Origin of the sequence: Pseudomonas weihenstephanensis, assembly GCF_001043055.1 — a bacterium.
GTDB classification, from domain to species: Bacteria; Pseudomonadota; Gammaproteobacteria; order Pseudomonadales; family Pseudomonadaceae; genus Aquipseudomonas; species Aquipseudomonas weihenstephanensis.
Genome location: NZ_JYLF01000008.1, coordinates 41639 through 64329, shown reverse-complemented (window position 1 = coordinate 64329; position 22691 = coordinate 41639). Strand labels below are relative to the sequence as shown.

Below are 22691 nucleotides of genomic sequence, written 5' to 3'. Positions count from 1 at the left end.
TTAAACATTGTAATAATTTTTGAACCACGAAACGAAGCGTTCGCAGCCCTCTTCAATTTTCACCGCGGGGCGACAACCGGTAGCCTCGTACAACGCTTGCGTATCAGCCCAGGTTTGGGATACATCGCCAGCCTGCATGGGCAGATAGTTGTAAATGGCTTTTTTATCAGCTGCTTTTTCCACCGCTCGCACAAAGTCCATCAATTTGACAGGGCTGCCATGGCCAATGTTGTAGACGTGGTAAAGCGGTTCTTCAGCACGCGGTGAACGCTGAACAAGCGCAGAGACAGCCTCGACGATGTCATCGATGTACGTAAAGTCCCGTGAAAGATCGCCATTGTTGTAGATGTCAATGGGTTTGCCTTCGAAAATGGACTTGGTGAATTTGAACATCGCCATGTCCGGGCGACCCCAAGGACCGTAGACAGTAAAAAATCGCAGGCCGGTGGTCTTGAACTTATAAAGGTGTGCATACGTATGGGCCATGAGCTCATTCGACTTTTTCGTCGCGGCATACAAACTGATTGGGTTATCCACCGAATCGTCAACGCTGAATGGCGTCTTTTTGTTAAGCCCGTAGACAGAGCTGGAAGACGCATACAGAAGATGCTTAACAGCAAAATGCCGACACGCTTCTAAGATATTAAAGAATCCCACGACGTTAGCCTGAATATAGGCTGACGGATTCTCAATCGAATAGCGAACGCCCGCCTGGGCAGCGAGATTGACAACCACATCAAACTGATGCGATTGAAAAATCTCATTCAGCTGAGTCGCATCACTGATGTCGCCCTTAATAAACTGAAAGTTGGTGACCGTTTCCAACTCTTTCAGTCGACTGTGCTTAAGCTCAACATCGTAATAGTCATTGAGATTATCAATACCCACAATGGAGGCCGCGCAATTGGCCAGGCGTTTAACTAATGCATGACCAATAAAACCAGCGGCCCCGGTTACTAAAATCTTCATGGTGTCTGTCACTCAACGCGCGAATTTATAAATCAATGTTCTTACAAATGAAGGCGACAGACGAGTGATCGACCGCGCGCACACATTGAAGAGGTACTCACTCGGCGTTAAAAAGCCGATGCTTTTCTGGTATTTCAAAATGGCCAGCTCATATTTCAAATGATCGGCTTTACGGCGCTCCATCATACCGGCCCCTGCGCGCATATTGAGCAGGACTTCCGGCACGTTATGCAGCGTGTACCCGCGCTGTAACATAAGCGACCACAACGCATAATCTTGAGCTTTTCGGAACAATGGATAGCCGCCCACGGCCAAAACTGCTTCTTTCCTGAACACCACAGTCGGGTGGCTCAGCGGGCTACGGCGCTTGGCAAAAGCCATAATGTCTGCGTGTTGCGAGGGTGTGTGACGGATGCCGCTCGCTACACTCATAGTGACGTCATATTCCTCGACCAACGCCCCTACGACCGCAACCTCAGGGTGCGCCATTAAAAAACCAATCTGTTTTTCAAAGCGCGAAGGCAAGCACACATCATCCGTGTCCATCCGCGCGACGTACGCGTGGTCACAAGACTCAAGCCCCTTATTGAGAGCCGCAGCCAAGCCAATATTCTGTGCCAGTCTGACGCTCTTGATATTCAGTGAGTGCCTGAATTCTTCAATCGTGCTCAGGAGCACCGCATCAATCACACCGTCTTCAACCAACACAACATCCGTCGCTTTTAATGTCTGAGCCTCCAGACTTTCCAAGCATTGGCGTAGGTTCGAAGGCGTCTCATCTTTATAGATGGACATCAGAACAGAAAACGTAGTGTTCAAAATAGGGACCTCGAATGGAATTCGCGCATAACACTGTCTCGACGTGACCGGATCTATTGTTCTTGCAGCCATGCTTGAAACATCAAAATGGCCCACAATATTCCAGATCGGTCATAACGTCCACCTGCATGCTGCGCCCATAGGGCACGCACCGCCGGTACATTGAAATACCCTTCCTGAACAAGCCGTTGCTCATCGAGAAGTGTTTCAGCCCACTCACGCAAAGGCCCGCACAACCAATCCCTAAGCGGTACGCCGAACCCCATCTTTGGACGATCAATCAGCGCTTGTGGCACATATTTATATAAAATCTGTCGCAGTATCCACTTCGAGTCATTGCCTTGCATTTTCATAGACAAAGGCAATTGCCAGGCAAACTCAAAGACTCGGTGATCCAAAAAGGGCGCCCGACCTTCGAGTGACACAGCCATCGAGGCCCTGTCCAGCTTGGTCAGTACCCCTTCAGGCAAATACGACAGGGTATCCAGGGCCATCATCTGCTGAATATCATCGAGCGCAGTGAAATCAGGCGTGTTACCGATCAAACATGTGTCGGGCTCGACACCATTTATCACCAACGTTTGCGGGTTGGGGTGTTTTGAAACTAGCCCCACATAGATATCTTGTGCACTGCGAGATGACATTACACGGGCGGCTTTGTGAACTTTATCTCCGACACTGCCGTAGCCCGATAGCTTGGGTACCTTACTGGCTAACAGATCGAGGGTAGCTGGAGAGATCGAAGTCAACATGGCACTGGACAGCGACCGTATCGGCCGTGGCACTTTCTTGAGTGCCGACCAAAATTTGGCCGTCATCTTGTAGCGATTGTAACCACAAAATAATTCATCTCCGCCATCACCTGAAAGCGAGACAGTCACCTGCTCGCGTGCGAGTGCAGAAACAAGATAAGTCGGAATCTGTGATGAATCAGAGAAGGGTTCATCATAGATGCTCGGTAACTTAGGGATCACATCCAAAGCATCGGCCGAAGACACATACAACTCATGATGTTCGGTCTTCAGATGAGCCGCTACAGCCTTGGCGTAGCCAGCCTCATCATAAGACTTATCATCAAAACCGATAGAAAATGTCTTCACGGGACGACTCGATTGTTTCTGCATCAGAGAAACAATCAAAGAAGAGTCAATGCCACCCGATAAAAAAGAACCCAATGGAACGTCGGCAAGCATTTGCTGGGATATGGTGGTATCTAACAACGCTTCCAAATGCGCGGTTGCTTCAGGTGCATCCCCCTTGAAAGGATCGTTAACGGAAGACTTTATAACGTCCGCCACATCCCAATACTTTGTTATTTGAACCTCAGGTTGACGGCTTGATACACACGCATATTCGCCCGCCTCAAGTTTGAAAATGTTTTCATAAATTGAGTACGGGGCCGGAATATAGCCATAGCGCAGAAGAAGCGATATACCGGGTCGGTAGATATCAGCCTTGAAGGCGGGGTGCGCCTTGAGTGCCTTAAGCTCAGAACCGAATAAAAATGTATCGTCTTGCCATCCGTAATAAAGAGGCTTTTCACCTAACCTGTCTCGACACAAATAGAGCGCCTGCGCCTGCGTGTCCCACACCGCGGCTGCAAACATGCCCACCAAGGTATCAAGCGCAGCCGAGAGACCGTAATGCTCAAAACTGGCCAGCATTGTTTCTGTGTCAGAGGTCCCATTCCATGTCAGCGAAGGATTGGCCTCCTTCAATACCTTTCTTAGCTCCAGGTGGTTATAAATCTCACCATTGAAAGCCATGACATAACGACCACTGCTGGAAACCATTGGCTGATGACCAGACGCCGTCATATCCACAATGGCGAGCCTTCGATGGGACAACCCAATGCCGTGCTCAGCGCAAAACCATTCGCCACTGGAGTCTGGTCCACGATTTACGATCGCCAGACCCATGTTGCGTAAGGTATTGGTCGGATCATTCAATAAAGCAGTTTTCTTTAAAAAGCCTGCGAGTCCACACACTGCTTACCCCCTTGATAATTCAATTTGATTTTACTGCAGGCTAAAATACACGGTATTGATTGAGCGAAATCACTTCACCCCCTCAACAATTATGAATTATTTTTCATCTATGAAACCTGACACTTTACGGTCAGTCGACAAGTCGTCCTTTTTTTCCTGACATCACATCTCTAAACGCTTTAACTATGTAAGCCCTTCGGGCTTTTCCACGCTCTGAAAAAAACATATAAACAGGTAACTTCAATATCAATATGACAGCACGCTCAAACTTCCATCGCAACGGAACATGACGTCTTGTCAACATATACAACCCGTTGCGGTACTGGTAGTAGTGCCGTATGGGGGCTGGCATGCCCACGGAAAAAAACAGGATTTTTCTATGGCCCTCACCCAGCATGTGCTGCATGGCCAACTCGGTGTCTACAAAAATACCCAGCCCTTTTACATTGCTTCTCCAGCACCAATCCCAGTCAACGTAATCAATAAAAAGATCGCTGTCTTTGTCGCCTACCGTTTTAAATGCCTCATGCGAAAAGAAAAAACCTGAGCTGAGGGTCTTTTCGACCTTCATCAACCCTTGCGGCTCTTTAACGCCATGGTAATAGGCGCCGTCCTTCGCACTCACGGCGACGGGACCCACACCACCGACTGAATGGCCTGCTTCTATCAGGTACTGATAAGACCGGATAATGCGCTCGACATAATCCCCAGGCAAACTGGAGTCTTGATCCATTTCAATGAAATAAGTAGCGCCTAGAGAGGCCGCAAGCCTTATACCTCTATTTTGTGCTTCGGCAATACCCAGGTTTTCATTGAAGCAAAGTAATTGTGCATTAGGCATCGTTCCCACTAGACGTTGAATGTCCTCTTTAGCATGTGAGCCGTCAGAGTTATCGCACACAATCACGCTACCCACCTGAGCGGCATAGCTTGCCAGATTTTTACCAAAGTCCAACATCTCAGGGTTGTAGGTTGTTACAACAACGGCTGTTTTTTGGGCAATATTATTTTCAGAACATGTTGGCGGCATCATTTTTCTACATCCCTTTTACGAGGAAGCAAACAACAAACAAGCTTAAGTAAAGAAAAAATAATCACCACATCTAAGATATAAGCAAACCCTACAGACGGCTCAAGCAGCATCGGTAGGCCACGCAGCCAAAGTGTTGTCACAATCGCCGTGAAATATATATTCCCTGTCCCAAGCCTGCTCAGCGAAACAATGCTTGCAAATATAAAGCCTGAAAAGAGCACCCACACCCAACCAAAATAAACACCAAAATATTTATAGGCGAACAAATCAAAATGACTGGTCGGCCCTCCTGATATCTCATGGTCCGGAAAATAATAAAGCAACGCCTGTCGCCCGACGTTGAAGTTATTCACCGTATACCCCAACCGCTTACTCAGCATCGTGGAACCTACCACTGGAGAAAGAAACCTAACCCACAGAGCATCCGTCTCAAGCTTATCGATCACATCATTGGGCAGGCTTAAATAATACTTGTCGGCATTCCCTAATACACGCAGCATCAATCGTTCAACCAGTACACTCCCACCATCCATATAGGTCGGCTGTGTGTCTTTATCGAAACCCGCCTTCTCCAGATTTATGGACAGCACAAATAACGCAAACACAAGCGCAACTGCAAATACTCCACCTGCATAAATTAACCGAAACTTAGCTTTGCGATGAAAAATGGCGATTGCGACAAAACTACTGTAAAGGGCTTCAAGCATGGCAAACTTCGCACCGTTCACAGCCGAGCTCAATACAGCGATTAAAAGGATGAAAAATATCAGCGCGTAATATTTAATGCCCAGACGTCTATACGTCAGCCATTGCTTGCACACCAGCAGTGACAAGTACGCAATTACAAAAACTCTGACACCGTCCGCGACACGTACAAAAGCACCATAGCCACGATTCTGTTCAAACCTGTTAGTTTCGGCTGTAATACCCAAACCAATTTGCAGAACTAGAAAAACAAGTAATAAAATATAGACACATAGCAAAACATAAAACTCTACGATACCGCTCCCCTTAGGAATCAGGAGCACATTGACTGCCTTAAACAACCGTATCGGAGAACGTACAATAAACGCCCTAAAGCTCACAATAAATAACACTGCATAGCCAAAGACTGTATAAAAAAGAAAATCAGATATCAGGCCTAGTGCATAAAGCCCGATGATAATCCCATAGGAGGTGCCAAAGGTGAATGTAAAATAGAAATGCAGCGGATCCAGATACGCCGCTGGCGCCACCTTCCGTACGGACAAATAGAGTGCTAAACAGCAAGCAAACATCCATGTCAGAAAAAGAGGAAGGTTATTGAAAAAAACAACAAAAAACTCACCCGAGCTCATTTTCCCTCTCTCACGATACAGTGTTTTGCTTTAGCACAGATCAGACTTGCCATCGCCATCAGACCATACCCAAATGCTTTTGCACCTGAACTGAACAATATAGATAGCGCAGTTCGTATATCCAAACGCTTTAAAGCAACTAACGTATAAAACCCTACCGCAGTGCCCAGTGCTCGAGGCTTCAGGTAAGCCGGCGCCAAAGCAATCAAACTCTGACGAACTATCTTAAAGTGCCGCAACATATTTTTATAGCTGTTGGACCCGTGCTGCCGATACCGCACCACATTGATTTCCGGTTTAAACAGGAAGTCCTGATCACATTCTGGATACATACTTAGCAGCTTAACAAACGTCGGAAAGTCATCAAGTGTCAACTTACTGTCCCACCCCCCTATCGTCTTGAGGGCAGTCACCCTGAAAATAGTTGACTGTAAGAGTATCGGCGATGGGTACCTAAGAAACATTTCAGCTTCACGGTCACTGCTTTTCATTTTAAAAAAATTATTTTGAGCAGCCCCGTAGATGGGCGTTTCTGGACGGCCATCCTCTTCAAAAAAATTGACCCCACCACCCACACAGAAATTTAAAGAGAGATCACTGTCTAGCGCCTCAATACAACTCACCAGCCCCTCGGGACATGGTATATCATCTGAAGCAACAAAATAAATATAGCCCTCAGCTGACATCTCAAGCCCAAGGTTCAATGAGGACACCAAACCTGCATTTTTCTTAGTCACCAGTTCAACCGGAACCCAGGGATGAACTTCAATAAACCTAGAAACTTTCTCTGCGGTAGAATCAACAGAGCCATCATCAATCACGATAACCTTGAAGGCAGGCAGTTTGATCTTAATGAGGGATTCCAGACACTCGATTATAAAATCTTCGTGATTATACGCGGGAACAATGACTGTTAACATTTTTCTACCATAACCACTGATTTATTCTTGAGTGTATAACTAACACACACCACAACAACTGCCCAATAGCATGCGTAATTTACTGTATAGGCCATCGCGGTACCCACCAGCCCGTACTTTTCACACAGCAGCCTTGTTAATACATAAAGCGTGATTGAAAACACGATCTCCGTCACCATGAACAGCTTAAACATGGCTTTACCCAGCATCACATAGGCAAACAACCAACTGCATATCTTCATGATGTCACCCACTACCTGCCAGCCGAAAAGCTCGCGCATGGGTGCAAACTCGCTGGAAAATAGCACTTGAATAATGAAGTCTTTCAATAGGTAAATAATCAAGGCTGCAACGACGGTGAACGGCACAATTATTTTATAACCGTTCAATATCTCTTTCTTAATATCAGACAGTCCGACGAGTTCTGATAAACGCGGTAAATAATAAACACTCAGCGTGGTGGTCATCAGCATCAGGTAGGCGGCACTGAGTCGCCACATGGCCTCCCAGTAGCCAGCCGCCTCCCAGCTGATGGTCTCCCCCAAGTAATCACGAATGAGAATTTGGCAGACCGGCATGCATGCCGCCGACGTGAGAGCCATGGCCGTAAACTTGCTCAAGTTTAGGGCCGTTTCTTTATCCACACGGCCAAACAAGTATCTAACTTTGAACCACGGACGCGTGGTGCACAGATACAACGTAATAAAAAAGCTCAGCGACTGGTATACCGCCAATGCAACTAGAGCACCGTACAAACCAAAGTAAATCGTGAGGCCACCGGTGACCAATAGCGCAAAGATACTCCCGGCGATATTGGCGGTCACATAAAGAACAATTTCTTTTTTGCCGTTCAGAATCGCCAACAACAATGTGTTCAACGTGAAGAAAGCCAAGGTCGCAGCAAACCAGATGAACACACCATTGAGCGCCCTGTCCTTAAGAAAGAACGCTGCCAGTTCGTGACTGAAATAAACAATCACCAACGCTGTCAACACGCTACCCACTAAGGCGATTGTGCCTGAAGCCTGCCAGACTCTGCGTTGCTTTTCTTCGTCTGCATGGTACTGCGCTGTGTATTTTGTGACCCCAGTGTTAATCGCCCCACTGGAAAAGGTAGTAATCATTTGTACAGCATTTTGAAACTGCCCTAACGCTGCATAGCCTGATGGCCCTACATACAGCGCCAGGACTTTATTAATCCCCAGCAGGGTCAGCATTTTTATCAGTACTGCGATGCCATTCAACAAGCCGGTTCTAATAAGATTCATAGTACTAATCGCGCACCGCAAAGCTGTTGCACGCGCTGATCACAGCCGTGACTTGTTCGTCGGTCAATGTCGGTCCCATTGGCAGGCTAACGACTTGATCGTGAATCAACTCTGAGACAGGAAGCGATAATTCGCTCAGCTCTTTATAAGCTTGCTGTTTGTGCGGTGGGATCGGGTAATGAATCAGTGTCTGCACACCTTGCGTCTGCAAGTACTGCTGGAACTCAGAACGGTGCGCACTGCGGATGACAAAAAGGTGCCAGGCATGCTGACCCTGCTCCGGTACCTGCGGCAGAACGAGCAGCGGGTTTTTGATTTCAGCTACGTACCGTTCGGCAATCTCGCACCGGCGCTGAGTTTCTTTATCCAGGTAGTTTAATTTCACACTCAAGACAGCCGCCTGAATCTCATCCAGCCGACTGTTCACGCCCTGATAAAGATTGCGGTACTTTTCATGAGAGCCGTAGTTTCTGAGTGCCAGTACTGTTTCTGCCAAGATCGGATCATTCGTGGTAATCGCGCCAGCATCGCCCAATGCGCCCAAGTTTTTGCCCGGATAGAAACTAAAACCTGCAGCATCGCCCCAGTTGCCTGCTTTTGTGCCGTCTATGTGAGCGCCATGAGATTGGGCACAGTCTTCTAGCACCAATAGATCGTGACGCTTGGCAACCGTCATGAGAGCAGGCATGTCCACCAAACGGCCATATAGATGCACAGGCAAGATAGCCCGCGTTCTTGGCGTGATGGCTTTTTCAATCAACGTAACATCCAGGTTATACGTTTCTAGATCCGGCTCAACGAGCACTGGAACGAGGCCATTTGCCGAAATCGCCAAGATACTAGCAATGTAGGTATTGGCCGGGACGATCACTTCATCCCCATCCTGAATTTTGCCCAGTACTTTCCAGGCGGACAGCACTAATGTCAGCGCATCCAGACCATTGGCCACCCCGAGACTGTACTCGGTGCCACAGTATTGCGCGAAAGCCGACTCGAAGGCTTTTAACTCATTGCCCTGAATGTACCAACCCGAATCTATTACACGGGAACAGGCCGCTTTCAGTTCATCAGCGTACTGAGCATTAATACTTTTCAAATCCAGGAACGGGATCATTTTTTTTACCACGCTGATGAAGTGACTGTTTTTTTCGAGAAACGGTTTATAAACCGCTGGCGTCATTACAAAATAGTCATTGTCGGCATCTTCACTGACTTTCTGTGCCCCCAGACGCTCGTGAAACTTAATAACGCCGCCATTCTCCTTTCTCACTTCGAAATGGCACGATTTGAATCCCAGCTCCTCGAAGCCTACGGCGTACACCAGCATTGCACTTTCAATTGCGGCCTTGGGTGTTTTGTCTTTATTGAGAATCCAACTGCCCCAAGAAAAAGATGCCCGCTCAGGCTGGAAATCGTACAAGCGCACAGTGCCCACCGGCTCATTATTATCGATGCGACGGATCACAAAATAAAATTCATGCCCTTCTGCTTCACGCAGCTTGTACTTTTTTAACCACTCAGCCTGGCTGGCAACACCACCCGTCACGTGTGACAAGTGCGTGTTATATGTCGGGTCCACGCGCAAGGAGTGTATAAACTGCGCATCGTCGGGAACGGCAAGATCCAAGCGTATCGTTTTGCCTGATTTACTCTGCATCTTTACTTACCCATGACATGAACGATTCATAGTTACGAATATAATCACTCTCATCGTATTCATCACTGGCGAGCACCATCATCACGCAATCCGCAGAAAACTCATGCATCTCGTGCCAGATTTTGCTTTTGATCAACACGCCTTTGTCAGGTCGATCTAACCAGATATTTTTTTTGCTCGTACCATCGTCCAGCATCATTCGGCATCGACCCGATATGCAGACAGCCATTTGGTCCAATTGCTTGTGCGCGTGAAAGCCGCGGCTGATATTTTCTTGCGTGCCAAAGAGGTAATAAACCCTTTTGATCGTAAAGGGCACGGCCAGGCCGCGGGTTAAGGCAACCAGGCTACCCCGCTCATCACCGATAACATTTAGGGTTCGAACTTCATCCGTTGGCTCGGCCTGCCACGATGGAAGTTCTGCCTGCTCTAAGCGCGGTGCAATCTGGTCTTTATCACTGACCAGATACTCTTCTAACGCAGGCCAGTTAATGGACAGCGTCGCATCATTCCAAAGCACGCTGCGCTCTGCATTTTTGTTGTAGAAGTTCGTGGTCTTGTAATGGAAATGGGTATTGTCTTCAAGCGCTACAAAACCATGTGCAAACCCTTCAGGTATCCACAGCATTTTTTTGTTTGATGCACTCAGCTCTACACCGACCCATTGCCCGAAGGTGGGTGAACCCACCCGAATATCCACAGCAACATCGAACGCAGCGCCTTGCGTCACGCTCACCAGCTTGCCTTGGGCAAAAGGCTCAAGCTGGTAATGCAGGCCGCGCAGCGCGCCTTTCTTTGAGCACGACTGATTGTCTTGTACAAACGGCTTGGGAATGGGGAGGCCCAACTGAAAAAGACCGTCTGCGAAACGCCGCTCATTGAAGCTTTCCATAAACCAACCGCGGTCATCTTCGAACACGTTAGGTTCGATCAACACCACGCCTGGCAAGGCCGTCTGGACGAAATTCATCAGGCTGATTTCTCCGACAACAGTTTGTAGAGGTATTGGCCATAGCCTGTTTTCTTGAGTTTTTCTGCCTGAGCACCTAACACGTCCGCTGAAATCCAGCCGTTATTGAATGCAATCTCTTCAAGGCACGCCACTTTCAAGCCCTGACGCTGCTCGATGGTATGCACGAAATGACTCGCTTCGAGCAGGGACTCGTGAGTGCCAGTGTCTAACCAGGCAAACCCGCGCCCTAACATTTCTACGGTCAAACCTTTCTGGTCCAGATAGGCGCGATTCACGTCTGTAATTTCAAGCTCACCGCGCGGGGACGGTTTTATGTTTTTGGCAATTTCGACTACTTGGTTGTCGTAGAAATACAAACCCGTTACCGCATAGTTTGATTTCGGCTTTTCAGGTTTCTCTTCAATACTTAATGCACGGCCCGTGGCATCAAACTCGACAACACCAAAGCGCTCGGGGTCAGACACATGATAACCAAACACTGTTGCACCACTGGCCTGCGACATTGCACTGCGCAAATTATCCGAGAAGTGCTGACCGTAAAAAATGTTGTCGCCAAGAATCAAACAGACCGGGTCATTGCCAATGAATGCTTCGCCAATGATAAAGGCCTGCGCCAGGCCATCAGGGCTTGGCTGCTCTGCGTAGCTAAGTTCAATACCGTACTGGCTGCCATCCCCCAATAATTTCTTGAAGCACGGCAGATCTTCAGGCGTCGAGATGATCAGAATTTCACGCATGCCGGCCAGCATGAGCACAGACAGCGGGTAGAAGATCATGGGCTTGTCGTAGATCGGCAACATCTGCTTGGACACGCCCAAGGTCAGCGGGTGCAGGCGTGTACCTGAACCACCTGCGAGGATGATGCCTTTACGGTTGATGGTGTTCATCTCTTGAACAATTCCTTATCTATTCAGTTCAACGCCTGTAACGCTGACAGGCGAATGGTTGAGTTCTATTCTTAATTAAACACGCTACCGCCCCAGGATTGATCGTCAATTTCCTGAGAACGGTTTTAAATTCATCATTGCCCAGGCACGAAGCCTGAGGACGGCTTAGCGGCCAGCAATACGGGTTATGGGCAAAGTAATCTGTTGCTGCTGGTTCATCAAATGAATCAGCAATACCACTCTTTCATTCCCATCCATCGCCACGAAAATAGACTCAACGCCTTCGAAACCCTCATCAAGGATCGTGACTTCATCTCCGGGGCGATAGGCAGGAATCACATGCGTCTGCGCACGCCATTGCAGATGGGTTATCAACGCATGACTTACTGCCAAGGGCCGCCCGCCGAAAGCAACCACTCGGCTCACGCCACGGGTTGAACGCAAAGGCGCCCAATTGGCGTCATGTGGCATGCGAATGAAAAGATAGCCCGGGAACAAGGACTCTTCGATGAGCCGCTGCTTGCCACGCAATTGTCGTTCACGTCGACACGTGGGGCGTGAGCACACGTAGCCCTGACGCACGAGATTGTCTTCTGCTCGTTCATCCTGTTTGGGCTTGCATTGCACCAAGTACCAGTCGCCTTGCGCGGCAAGACTGGGTACCCGCTGCACAGTGGCTAGACGCTTATCCATGGACCATTCATTTATGCGTACTTCCGTGATTTTTCATCGTGCTTGTCGTTGCTTCGACAGCAAGTCGCAGTGTTTTTATCGTGACTGTGTGCATGTTGGTTGGCTTTTATCAGCCCGAGGGAATCAACAGATTAACTGGCAGACTTTGAGTGCGGTACAACGCTTGCAGTTCAATCGCTAATGCCTCTTTTGCAGGCATCTCACCATGCACCAGGCGTATCTCCTCAGGCCACTGCCCTATCCTTGAGACGAAATGCAGTAAATCCTGCTGATCCGCATGTGCTGAATACCCGCCTATGCTGGTGACTCCTGCGCGAATGATACAGCGCTCGCCTTCCAATTCAACATAACCCCCACGGGGACCAAATTTTTGTATGGCCGCACCAGGCGTGCCTTTTGCCTGATAACCGATAAAGAGTACGTTATGTCTGGGGTTTTCGAGCATGGCCTTCAAATAATTAACGATGCGGCCATTGGAGCACATGCCATTTGCAGCAATCACAATCGCCGGACGACCGGTGCTCTTGAGATAGTTCACGGTTTGCAGGTGTTTCTTATGACTGTCGATGGTAATCAGCTGTGAAAACCGAAGCGGCTTGCGGCCACCTTTTAGGCGCTGTTGTGCTCCATCCGCCCAAAAACGTTCCAGCTTTTGATATTCATCTGTAAGCCGACTGGCCAGTGGCGAATCGAGAATGATCGGTAACTCTGGCCAATTGACGGGTAGAGTGCGGTCTACATCAGCTTCGCCAGACAACTGCGCAAGCAGCGATTTACGGTGGAGAATATCTTCGATTTCGTAAAGTAACTCTTGAGTACGTCCCAGACTGAACGCAGGAATCAAGAGCGTGCCGTGATCTGCCAACGCTTTATCAATAGCACTTTCAAGCCGTGCCTGACGGGTAGAACGGTCTTCATGCGGGCGATCGCCATAAGTGCTTTCGAGTACCAGTACGTCAGCTTTTTCGGGCGGTACGGGTGCTGCCAGTAAAGGCGCATTCGAAGCCCCCAGATCTCCTGAAAAAACGATCCGTCGGTTCACGTTTAATTGGGGGTAGGTTAGATCACACTCCACATAGGCAGACCCCAATATGTGACCTGCCTTTTGCAAACGGATCCGCGCCAGTAGTCCATCGCTTTGCTCGATGACGAACCATTGATTGAAGGGCAAAGCAATAATCTGCTCTTGTACACGCTTCACATAGCGATCAACCTTGCTTTCGTCACGACTGAAGTCGAGCTTGAAGGCATCCTCCAGTACTAATGGCAATAACTTCGCTGAAGGCTCACTGCAGAAAATTGGACCTTTGAAGCCCGCAGCCAACAAGTAAGGAATGCGTCCAATGTGATCCGCGTGCACATGGGTGACCACCAAGGCTTTAACATCACCCAGTTCAAAAGTAATCGCTGGCGTATGCTCTTCACCACCACTACCAAGCGATTTTTCGCCACCTTGAAACAACCCACAGTCTATTAACAGGCTGCTGTAGGCATCCATCCTCAATTGGTGACATGAACCTGTGACGCCCGTGACAGCGCCATGGTGAATGATGTTAGGGTACGGCATAAGCTTGCTCTCGATACAGCTCCATGAAGAGGCAATTAGCCCACAAGTGAGACTGGGTTTCAGCCAGCCTCAGGGCCGATCAGGATCGATCGTTTTGCAAGACTTTTCCATTACCCTTTTCACTTGCCAGTTTTGCTGTGATTACTGGCGAGCCAACCCCTGACAACTGAGCGCGGCGCGTGCTCAGCAAGTGGCGTATCAGCACGATGAGAACGCCCAATATGGCACCCAGAACCAACCCCAACGCAAGGATCAGTGCCTTTTTGGGCTTAACGGGACGCATCGGTTCCAGGGCTTTACGGTCCACAGACACAAGCTTCAGATTGGAAATATCGAGATTGCTCAAGTTGCCAAGCCGTACCACTTCTGCACGCAGTGGTTCTACCCCACTCAGGAAGACGTCTTCATTTTGACGCTGCTTGAGGACCTCGACTTCACGATTGCTTTGCAGCAATTGCAATTCACGCGCTATTTGAGCAATGCGTCCCTCAGTAAAGTCATCGGTTTTGCGCTGTTGCAGTGCCGAGCGCTCGGCCTCAAGCGCTTCAACACCCATAAAGTACAACGGGATTTGCTGATTGTTGATTTCAGTGCGCATAACACTGGAATCACCCATACGGGCTGAGTCACCCAGCGCAGAAGGTGTCGTCGGTTTTTGAATACCCAATGACTTGGCGATCCCGATTGCTTCAGTCAGCTGTGCCATACGGTCTGTACGCACAACTTTGAGCTGCTGGCGCAGCGCCTTGAGTTCATCTTGCAACTGGGCACGCTTCAGATTGTCGGCTTCTTGAAGCGTGGCGATACGCGCCTCTTTGCCCATCTCGTAACTTGAGCGAGCAGCATCGATCTTGCCTTTCAATTCAGTCAATCGATTATTGACGATCACTTTCAAGTCAGAGGCGATCTGTTCACGCTCAGCCTTGACTGCATAATCCACAAATCCATTAAGGATCTGTACACCGTCTACGCCCTTGGGATAGTTCAACTCCAAGGCAATAAACGCGCTTAAGGAATCGGCTTTTTTAGGATCGGGCAGGACCAGCTTCAACGAGTCTCGATTGAACTCCTCGAAGCTCTGCTCAAGGGTTCGTCCAGGGCGCTTGAACTGGGTAAAGAGTTCTTGATTGTCACGAAAAAAGCCTAATCTTGAATCATAGGATTCAAGGCTTGCACCGACTTTCAGCAATGCCTCACTCGGGGGGAGCGTGTAAACGCCGGAACGATTGAGCGCATCAAGCTCATTGATGGCGGCAGGCCGCAGTACGCTGGTGACTTGGTATTCAGGCGTTACGGCATAGACATAGCCCAATGCAACTAGCCCGCTGACGACCGTGGCGGCGATGATAATTTTCTTTTGCTGCCAAATAGCCTGAAACAAGGCAAACAGATCAATCTCATCCGACGATGAGCCACCGGGTATACGAGAAATACTAGTCACAACAAGGGCCTGCCTTCAAAAAGAAACTGCGGGCTCGTCATGCAGAAATTTTCTAACGTGCTTGTATTTGGTTTTTATTTTCTATCGGGTATTGGCATCACTGCGCACCAGATGAAGCACAAAAAATAGCTGGCAATCGAGAACAGCACGCATTCTGCCAGTATTACCAAACAATACAAGACTTGACAGTATGTAGGCGTTTTCCTCCGACAAGACGTACAGATTGATCCGCACATGCCCTATCAGGCAACTCGACACATCAATGCTCGGAAAACACCGTACTCACTCAGCCCAATCAGATCGGCAGGTTTAAACAGTCCGCAATTTGCGTTTCAGCACGGCAGATTTGCGCCAGTAGGCCAAGTAACCCAAGAGCGGACCAATCATCAACCCGACCAGCAGCGCTCCGACAAAAAACAAAGAAGCTGGCAACTGAGCGGTGTGCCAGCCAAAAAAAGTCAATGATGCGGGCTGCTGGTTTTCGAGTATGAAAATAATCACACCAAAGAAAACCAGCAGTGCGACTACCACTACAGCCGTGCGTTTAAAGCTACGCATGTGCGCCTCCTTCTTCCTTAAGGATCAAAGATCATCTTCCTCATCTTCGTTCACCCGATCGCGCAATTCCTTGCCCGGCTTGAAGTGAGGCACGAACTTACCGTCAAGACTGACAGACTGGCCGGTCTTTGGATTACGCCCAACACGGGGAGCACGGTAGTGAAGTGAGAAACTGCCAAAGCCACGGATCTCGATACGATCCCCTGTCGCCAGGCATTGTGACATTTGTTCAAGCATAGTCTTGATGGCAAGCTCCACATCTTTAGAGGAGAGCAGCCCTTGATGGGTGACAATTCGTTCGATCAACTCCGACTTCGTCATATTTTTCCCTTCTTTTTCAAGCAGCTAGATCAGCGCTCCGAAGGTTTTAGCATGATCAAATGATTTTGAACAGCCCAGGGATTGACTTATCTTCAGGAATATTGAAGGAACTTTTCATGATCCACCTTTGGCCGTCAGCACCACGAGGCTGGGTGCAGCCGATACTCAGCGAAACGACTCCTGACAGAAGCAATATTGATTAGCAGCCACGACCAGCTGCATCCCCCCCATGCGTCTCGCCTCTCCACCTTTCGAAGCTCTAGCAGCCAACATTGCGGGCTAACGCTAACCCAACCATTCGACTACCCAAAGCCACAAGCGCGCTTGCGCTTGCCCATCAAATCGCAGGCACAAAAAAGGGCGACCTAAGTCGCCCTTTTTCATGGTCAATCAGAACTTAGTTCTGTTTTTCCATTTGTGCACGCAGCAGGTCGCCCAGAGTGGTCGGACCAGCAGCGATCTCAGAGGTAGCTGGCTTGTCGCGCAGGCTCTGGATTGCTTCTTTCTCTTCAGCATCATCTTTCGACTTGATGGAGAGTTGGATCACGCGGCTTTTACGATCAACACTGATGATCTTGGCTTCTACTTCTTCGCCTTCTTTCAGAACGTTGCGCGCGTCTTCAACGCGGTCACGGCTGATTTCGGAGGCTTTCAGAGTCGCTTCGATATCGTCGGCCAGAGTGATGATGGCGCCTTTAGCGTCAACTTCTTTCACGATGCCCTTAACGATTGCGCCTTTGTCATTCTCTTGAACGTACTCGGAGAACGGATCGCTTTCCAGCTGCTTGATACCCAGGGAGATGCGCTCACGCTCTGGATCAACAGACAGGATAACGGTGTCCAGCTCGTCGCCCTTCTTGAAACGACGTACGGCTTCTTCGCCCACTTCGTTCCAGGAGATGTCGGACAGGTGAACCAGGCCGTCGATGCCGCCGTCCAGACCAATGAAGATACCGAAATCGGTGATCGACTTGATGGTGCCGGAGATTTTATCGCCCTTGTTGAACTGGCCAGAGAAATCTTCCCATGGGTTAGATTTGCACTGCTTGATGCCCAGGGAGATACGACGACGCTCTTCGTCGATGTCCAGAACCATAACTTCCACTTCGTCGCCGACTTGTACGACTTTCGAAGGGTGGATGTTTTTGTTGGTCCAGTCCATTTCGGAAACGTGTACCAGACCTTCAACGCCTTCTTCCAGCTCAGCGAAGCAGCCGTAGTCGGTCAGGTTGGTTACACGCGCGGTAACGCGAGTGCTTTCTGGGTAACGGGCTTTGATAGCAACCCATGGATCTTCGCCCAGCTGCTTGAGGCCCAGGGAAACACGATTGCGCTCGCGATCGTACTTCAGAACCTTGACATCGATCTCGTCGCCAACGTTGACGATTTCGGAAGGATGCTTGATACGCTTCCAAGCCATGTCGGTGATGTGCAGCAGGCCATCGACGCCACCCAGATCGACGAATGCGCCGTAATCCGTGAGGTTTTTAACGATACCTTTAACTTGCTGACCTTCTTGCAAGGATTCCAGCAGCGCTTCACGCTCTGCCGAGTTCTCTGCTTCAAGTACGCTGCGACGCGAAACAACAACGTTGTTGCGCTTCTGGTCAAGTTTGATGACCTTGAATTCCAGCTCTTTGCCTTCCAGGTGCGTGGTGTCGCGCACTGGACGAACGTCAACCAGAGAACCTGGCAGGAACGCACGGATGCCGTTAACGTCGACAGTGAAGCCGCCTTTAACCTTACCGTTGATAACGCCCTTAACCACTTCTTCTGCTGCGAAGGCTGCTTCCAGAACGATCCAGCATTCAGCGCGCTTGGCTTTTTCACGGGACAGTTTGGTTTCGCCAAAGCCGTCTTCGACCGCGTCCAGCGCAACGTGAACTTCATCACCGATGTTGATGTTCAGTTCGCCAGCGTCGTTGTGGAACTGCTCCAGCGGGATGAGGCCTTCAGACTTCAAACCAGCGTGAACGGTTACCCAACCAGCTTGGTAATCGATATCAACGATGATAGCGGTGATGATAGAGCCTGCCTGAAGATTCAGGGTTTTTAGGCTTTCTTCAAAGAGTTCTGCAAAGCTTTCGCTCATTTTAATTCCTGTTGATCTAGGGCGAAGGAATACGCCCATCTGCCACATTCCAGACAATGTGGGTTACGTTCATATAAAAGAAGGCATGCAGGACTATTTCTGGTCTCCTGCACGCTTTCTTGGTCATCTGGCGATATCGCGCTGGGCGATCTCGCTTCTGATGCGTTCAAGCACCTGCTCGACAGATAACTCCGTAGAGTCTAGCTGTATGGCATCAGCCGCCGGTTTGAGCGGGGCTATTGCACGCTGCATATCACGCTCATCGCGGGCACGTATCTCGTCCAGCAGACTAAGGAGACTAACATCATCGCCCTTAGCCTTCAACTGCAAGTAGCGGCGCCGAGCGCGCTCTTCGGCACTGGCCGTCAGAAATATTTTCAATGGCGCATCCGCAAAAACCACCGTTCCCATGTCACGACCATCAGCAACCAAGCCAGGAAACTCCTGAAAAGCACGCTGACGTTCCAGCAAAGCCACGCGAACCGCGGGCAAAGCAGCAACTTCGGATGCCCCGGCGGCTACACTCTCATTGCGAATATCCTGGGTGACATCGGCGCCCTCAAGAATAATTCTGGCTGGCTTACCTTCTGTCGCCGCGACGAACTGCACGTCCAGATGCCTGGCTAACCGACTCAACAACGCTTCGTTATCCACACCCACCTTCACACCATGATCGCGGGCAGCCAATGCCAGCAAACGGTATAAGGCTCCCGAATCAAGCAGGTTCCAGCCCAACTCCTTGGCCAGTCGCCCCGCGACCGTGCCTTTCCCCGAACCGCTCGGACCATCGATGGTGATCACCGGCGCCTGAGTCATCACGATTGCGCCTCTTGCGCTACACGCATGCCAACTTGCTTGCACAACGCCAGAAAGTTCGGGAACGAGGTGGCGACGTTAGCGCAGTCATGGATACGGATAGGTGCAGTTGCGCGCAGCGAGGCCACACTGAATGCCATCGAGATCCGGTGATCACCGTGACCGTGAACCTCGCCCCCACCGATGGAGCCGCCATCAATGATGATGCCGTCCGGGGTTGGCTCACACTTCACACCCAAAGCCTGCAAGCCATCTGCCATGACCTGAATACGATCGGACTCCTTAACCCGCAACTCCTCTGCGCCCCGCAGGATCGTGCGCCCTTCAGCGACCGCGGCCGCTACGAACAATACCGGGAACTCATCAATGGCCAACGGCACCAAGGCTTCAGGAATTTCGATACCTTTAAGCCTGGCTGCACGCACATGCAGATCCGCGACAGGCTCGCCGCCCACTTCCCTCTCGTTTTCAAGGGTGATATCAGCGCCCATCAAACGCAGGATGTCGATTACACCGGTGCGGGTCGGGTTGATGCCGACATGCTCAAGCACCAGATCAGAGCCTTCAGCGATCGAGGCTGCCACCAGGAAGAAGGCCGACGAGGAAATATCGCCCGGCACTTCAATGTGTGTCGCTGTCAATGCGTGACCCGACTCAACAGATGCCGTTGCCCCGTCAACATTTACCGGGTAGCCGAAACCGCGCAGCATGCGCTCGGTGTGGTCACGGGTCGGCGCCGGCTCTGTGACAGAGGTTTTGCCCTCAGCGTACAAACCAGCCAGCAGCAGGCAAGACTTCACCTGAGCACTGGCCATCGGCAAGGTGTAATCCATGCCCTTGAGCTTATGACCGCCACGAATGGTCATCGGCGGACGACCCTCGGCAGCCGTCTCAATGACCGCGCCCATTTCACGCAACGGATTGGCCACCCGATTCATTGGACGCTTGGTGAGCGACGCATCGCCGGTCAGGGTGGTATCGAAGGGTTGAGCCGCCAGCAAACCCGACAACAGACGCATCGATGTCCCGGAGTTGCCCAGATAAATTGGACCAGGCGGCGCTTTCAAACCATGCAGGCCAACCCCATGAATCGTCACGCGACCATGATGCGGACCTTCGATGACCACGCCCATGTCACGGAATGCCTGCAAGGTTGCCAGGGCGTCTTCACCCTCAAGGAAACCTTCCACTTCTGTGGTGCCTTGCGCCAAAGAACCCAGCATGATCGAACGGTGAGAAATGGATTTATCGCCTGGTACACGAATCCGGCCAGTTGCTTGGCCACCAGGGTTTGCCAGGAAAATCAGATCTTTAGAATTCATAGGGTCCACATATGCCCGGCGGGCCAGGATTTTACCGAAATGCTCGCGGGCAACCCGGGCGCGCGTGAACACGCCCAATAGCTGGTGCCCGTCCCCTGCATCGACCGCGTCGCGCAAGGCGTCGAGATCAGTGCGAAATGTATCCAATGTGCGCAGCACCGCCTCGCGGTTCGCAAGGAAGATGTCATGCCACATCACCGGGTCGCTACCTGCGATTCTTGTGAAATCGCGGAATCCACCCGCTGCGTAACGAAAAATGTCGAGGTTCTCATTGCGCTTGGCAAGTGAGTCAACCAAACCGAAAGCCAGCAAGTGTGGCAAATGGCTAGTTGCCGCCAGGACTTCATCGTGACGTTCAACTTGCATATGCTCGACGTCAGCCCCAAGGGCACGCCACATTGCGTCAACCACAGCCAACGAAGCAGCATCGGTCTCAGCCACCGGCGTCAAAATAACCTTGTGCCGCTCGAACAGGTTGGCATTGGACGCTTCCACGCCGCTCTGCTCTGACCCTGCAATCGGATGCCCCGGAACGAATCGCGCCGGCATGCCACCAAATGCCTGAGTTGCCGCACGCACGACATTGCCTTTGGCACTGCCCACGTCGGTCAGTATCGCTGGCCCCAGATCCATACCCGCCAACAGGACGAGCATTTTTTCCATGGCCAGGATCGGCACGGCCAACTGAATCACATCAGCGCCCTTGCACGCCAGCGCCAAATCAGTTTCACAGCGATCGACCACGCCCAGTTCAACAGCCAGTGCGCGTGACGCCGCGTCGAGATCGACGCCCACTACCTCTGCGCACAAACCACTTTCACGCATGCCCTTGGCGAAAGAGCCACCAATCAGACCCAATCCAACCACCACCAAGCGCCCAAAAACAGGTTTGACACTCTGACTCGACATAACATCAACCACGAACAAGCACCTTGGCCAACGCCTCAAGCAAGCGAATGTTTTCCGCTGGCGTACCAATCGTGATGCGTAAGTGGTTCGGCATACCGTAGTTGGCCACCGGACGCACAATCACACCTTCACGCAGCAGACCCTGATACACAGGCGCCGCCTCTTGCCCAAGGTCCAATGCAATAAAGTTGCCTTTGGAAGGGATCCAGCTCAAGCCCAATACCTGGAAGCCATCCTGCAATTGCTGCATCCCGGCGTCGTTCAGACGGCGGCTTTGTGCCAGGTAATCCGTGTCCTGCAATGCTGCGCAAGCAGCGGCCAGCGCCAGACTGTTCACGTTGAACGGCTGCCTGACGCGGTTCAACACATCAGCCACAACGGCAGTCGACAGGCTATAGCCAACACGTAACGCCGCCAGGCCGTATGCCTTGGAGAACGTACGCGACACCAGCAGGTTTGGATAGGCGGACAAAAACTCGAGACCGTCCGGCAACTCACCGCCGTCTGCGTATTCGATATAGGCCTCATCCAGCACCACCAGCACTCCCGGCGGAACGTCCTGCAAAAACTCGTTCAAGGCATCTGTATCGAACCAGGTCCCCGTCGGATTATTCGGGTTGGCGATGAAGACCACGCGCGTGTTGCAGTCGATTGCAGCCAGCATGGCAGGCAAATCATGGCCCCATGCCTTGGCTGCAACAACACGGGCTTGCGCCCCCACCGCTTGGGTCACAATCGGATACACCGCAAATGCATGCTCACTGAACACGGCATTCAAGCCCGGCGCCAGATAGGCGCGCGCAACCAGCTCCAGGATGTCATTGGACCCATTACCCAGCGTGACCTGATCCATCTGCACATCACAGCGCTCGGCCAGCAAGCTTTTGAGCGCAAAACCATTGCCATCGGGATACCGCGTTAGCTCAACCAGCGCATCATTTATGGCTGCCAGCGCCCTGGGGCTGGCGCCCATTGGGTTTTCGTTGCTCGCCAATTTGACGATGGTTTCAGGGCTAATGCCCAGCTCACGCGCCAACTCGTCCACAGGCTTGCCCGGGACGTAAGGCGAAAGTTGTTGCACGCCCGGCTGTGCCAGGGCGAGAAAATCATCGCTCATGTCA

The 22691-nt window shown here is 50.7% G+C and carries 18 protein-coding genes and 2 pseudogenes; all 20 read right to left on the bottom strand.

Annotation, left to right across the window (positions count from 1 at the left end; all coding sequences use genetic code 11):
* The 20 genes and pseudogenes from TU86_RS17595 to hisC all read right to left on the bottom strand — a co-directional run bounded on the left by TU86_RS17595 (window position 1) and on the right by hisC (window position 22687).
* Window positions 1-969, bottom strand: a complete 969-nt coding sequence (locus TU86_RS17595) for an SDR family NAD(P)-dependent oxidoreductase (RefSeq protein WP_048365600.1) — start codon at window positions 967-969, stop codon at window positions 1-3.
* 12 nt (window positions 970-981) lie between these two features.
* Window positions 982-1788 (bottom strand): glycosyltransferase, encoded by an 807-nt coding sequence (locus TU86_RS17590; RefSeq protein ID WP_053076059.1) that lies wholly within the window; start codon window positions 1786-1788, stop codon window positions 982-984.
* A 53-nt stretch (window positions 1789-1841) separates the two neighbouring features.
* On the bottom strand, window positions 1842-3776 hold the full coding sequence (gene asnB, locus TU86_RS17585) for an asparagine synthase (glutamine-hydrolyzing) (protein WP_048365599.1): 1935 nt from the start codon (window positions 3774-3776) through the stop codon (window positions 1842-1844).
* A 130-nt stretch (window positions 3777-3906) separates the two neighbouring features.
* Window positions 3907-4809 carry a glycosyltransferase family 2 protein gene (locus TU86_RS17580; RefSeq protein ID WP_048365598.1) on the bottom strand — a complete coding sequence of 301 codons (903 nt, stop codon included), beginning with the start codon at window positions 4807-4809 and terminating at the stop codon, window positions 3907-3909.
* Window positions 4806-6146, bottom strand: a complete 1341-nt coding sequence (locus TU86_RS17575) for a hypothetical protein (protein ID WP_048365597.1) — start codon at window positions 6144-6146, stop codon at window positions 4806-4808. Before TU86_RS17575 ends, TU86_RS17580 begins: the two co-directional genes overlap by 4 nt.
* On the bottom strand, window positions 6143-7066 hold the full coding sequence (locus tag TU86_RS17570; protein ID WP_048365596.1) for a glycosyltransferase family A protein: 924 nt from the start codon (window positions 7064-7066) through the stop codon (window positions 6143-6145). The genes TU86_RS17575 and TU86_RS17570 overlap by 4 nt, the downstream gene beginning before the upstream one ends.
* The gene (locus tag TU86_RS17565; protein ID WP_048365595.1) at window positions 7060-8334 is read right to left on the bottom strand and encodes an O-antigen translocase; all 1275 of its coding nucleotides are present in this window, start codon (window positions 8332-8334) and stop codon (window positions 7060-7062) included. The genes TU86_RS17570 and TU86_RS17565 overlap by 7 nt, the downstream gene beginning before the upstream one ends.
* Before the next feature lie 4 nt (window positions 8335-8338).
* Complete coding sequence (locus tag TU86_RS17560; RefSeq protein ID WP_082149310.1) at window positions 8339-9991, bottom strand: bifunctional GNAT family N-acetyltransferase/PLP-dependent aspartate aminotransferase family protein; 1653 nt, start codon at window positions 9989-9991, stop codon at window positions 8339-8341.
* Window positions 9981-10361 (bottom strand): annotated as a pseudogene (locus TU86_RS23360) (sugar 3,4-ketoisomerase); the annotation flags it as partial. The pseudogene TU86_RS23360 and the gene TU86_RS17560, both read right to left, overlap by 11 nt.
* Before the next feature lie 45 nt (window positions 10362-10406).
* A pseudogene (gene rfbC / locus TU86_RS23355) lies at window positions 10407-10961 on the bottom strand (dTDP-4-dehydrorhamnose 3,5-epimerase); the annotation flags it as partial.
* On the bottom strand, window positions 10961-11851 hold the full coding sequence (gene rfbA / locus TU86_RS17550) for a glucose-1-phosphate thymidylyltransferase RfbA (protein WP_048365593.1): 891 nt from the start codon (window positions 11849-11851) through the stop codon (window positions 10961-10963). The gene rfbA and the pseudogene rfbC, both read right to left, overlap by 1 nt.
* A gap of 165 nt (window positions 11852-12016) precedes the next feature.
* The gene (rfaH, locus tag TU86_RS17545; RefSeq protein ID WP_193387789.1) at window positions 12017-12544 is read right to left on the bottom strand and encodes a transcription/translation regulatory transformer protein RfaH; all 528 of its coding nucleotides are present in this window, start codon (window positions 12542-12544) and stop codon (window positions 12017-12019) included.
* Between the two features lie 109 nt (window positions 12545-12653).
* The gene (locus tag TU86_RS17540; protein ID WP_082152917.1) at window positions 12654-14111 is read right to left on the bottom strand and encodes an MBL fold metallo-hydrolase; all 1458 of its coding nucleotides are present in this window, start codon (window positions 14109-14111) and stop codon (window positions 12654-12656) included.
* 79 nt (window positions 14112-14190) lie between these two features.
* The gene (locus TU86_RS17535) at window positions 14191-15552 is read right to left on the bottom strand and encodes a Wzz/FepE/Etk N-terminal domain-containing protein (protein ID WP_088500073.1); all 1362 of its coding nucleotides are present in this window, start codon (window positions 15550-15552) and stop codon (window positions 14191-14193) included.
* Window positions 15553-15861: 309 nt separating this feature from the next.
* Window positions 15862-16110: a lipopolysaccharide assembly protein LapA domain-containing protein gene (locus tag TU86_RS17530; protein WP_048365590.1), complete on the bottom strand. Its 249-nt coding sequence runs from the start codon at window positions 16108-16110 to the stop codon at window positions 15862-15864.
* Window positions 16111-16134: 24 nt separating this feature from the next.
* The gene (ihfB, locus tag TU86_RS17525) at window positions 16135-16431 is read right to left on the bottom strand and encodes an integration host factor subunit beta (protein WP_048365589.1); all 297 of its coding nucleotides are present in this window, start codon (window positions 16429-16431) and stop codon (window positions 16135-16137) included.
* Between the two features lie 397 nt (window positions 16432-16828).
* Window positions 16829-18523: a 30S ribosomal protein S1 gene (gene rpsA, locus TU86_RS17520; protein ID WP_048365588.1), complete on the bottom strand. Its 1695-nt coding sequence runs from the start codon at window positions 18521-18523 to the stop codon at window positions 16829-16831.
* 123 nt (window positions 18524-18646) lie between these two features.
* Window positions 18647-19339 (bottom strand): (d)CMP kinase, encoded by a 693-nt coding sequence (cmk, locus tag TU86_RS17515; protein WP_239658826.1) that lies wholly within the window; start codon window positions 19337-19339, stop codon window positions 18647-18649.
* Window positions 19339-21570, bottom strand: coding sequence for a bifunctional prephenate dehydrogenase/3-phosphoshikimate 1-carboxyvinyltransferase (locus TU86_RS17510; RefSeq protein ID WP_048365713.1), 2232 nt, complete (start codon window positions 21568-21570; stop codon window positions 19339-19341). Before TU86_RS17510 ends, cmk begins: the two co-directional genes overlap by 1 nt.
* 4 nt (window positions 21571-21574) lie before the next feature.
* Window positions 21575-22687: a histidinol-phosphate transaminase gene (gene hisC, locus TU86_RS17505; protein ID WP_048365586.1), complete on the bottom strand. Its 1113-nt coding sequence runs from the start codon at window positions 22685-22687 to the stop codon at window positions 21575-21577.
* Between the last annotated feature and the right edge of the window lie 4 nt (window positions 22688-22691).

What these genes read in the sequence shown, in the direction of transcription:
- TU86_RS17595 (WP_048365600.1), bottom strand. Translation starts at nt 969, where the DNA reads ATGAAGATTTTAGTAACCGGGGCCGCTGGTTTTATTGGTCATGCATTA.
- TU86_RS17580 (WP_048365598.1), bottom strand. Translation starts at nt 4,809, where the DNA reads ATGATGCCGCCAACATGTTCTGAAAATAATATTGCCCAAAAAACAGCC.
- TU86_RS17575 (WP_048365597.1), bottom strand. Translation starts at nt 6,146, where the DNA reads ATGAGCTCGGGTGAGTTTTTTGTTGTTTTTTTCAATAACCTTCCTCTT.
- TU86_RS17570 (WP_048365596.1), bottom strand. Translation starts at nt 7,066, where the DNA reads ATGTTAACAGTCATTGTTCCCGCGTATAATCACGAAGATTTTATAATC.
- TU86_RS17565 (WP_048365595.1), bottom strand. Translation starts at nt 8,334, where the DNA reads ATGAATCTTATTAGAACCGGCTTGTTGAATGGCATCGCAGTACTGATA.
- TU86_RS17560 (WP_082149310.1), bottom strand. Translation starts at nt 9,991, where the DNA reads ATGCAGAGTAAATCAGGCAAAACGATACGCTTGGATCTTGCCGTTCCC.
- rfbA (WP_048365593.1), bottom strand. Translation starts at nt 11,851, where the DNA reads ATGAACACCATCAACCGTAAAGGCATCATCCTCGCAGGTGGTTCAGGT.
- rfaH (WP_193387789.1), bottom strand. Translation starts at nt 12,544, where the DNA reads ATGGATAAGCGTCTAGCCACTGTGCAGCGGGTACCCAGTCTTGCCGCG.
- TU86_RS17540 (WP_082152917.1), bottom strand. Translation starts at nt 14,111, where the DNA reads ATGCCGTACCCTAACATCATTCACCATGGCGCTGTCACGGGCGTCACA.
- TU86_RS17530 (WP_048365590.1), bottom strand. Translation starts at nt 16,110, where the DNA reads ATGCGTAGCTTTAAACGCACGGCTGTAGTGGTAGTCGCACTGCTGGTT.
- ihfB (WP_048365589.1), bottom strand. Translation starts at nt 16,431, where the DNA reads ATGACGAAGTCGGAGTTGATCGAACGAATTGTCACCCATCAAGGGCTG.
- rpsA (WP_048365588.1), bottom strand. Translation starts at nt 18,523, where the DNA reads ATGAGCGAAAGCTTTGCAGAACTCTTTGAAGAAAGCCTAAAAACCCTG.
- cmk (WP_239658826.1), bottom strand. Translation starts at nt 19,339, where the DNA reads ATGACTCAGGCGCCGGTGATCACCATCGATGGTCCGAGCGGTTCGGGG.
- TU86_RS17510 (WP_048365713.1), bottom strand. Translation starts at nt 21,570, where the DNA reads ATGTCGAGTCAGAGTGTCAAACCTGTTTTTGGGCGCTTGGTGGTGGTT.
- hisC (WP_048365586.1), bottom strand. Translation starts at nt 22,687, where the DNA reads ATGAGCGATGATTTTCTCGCCCTGGCACAGCCGGGCGTGCAACAACTT.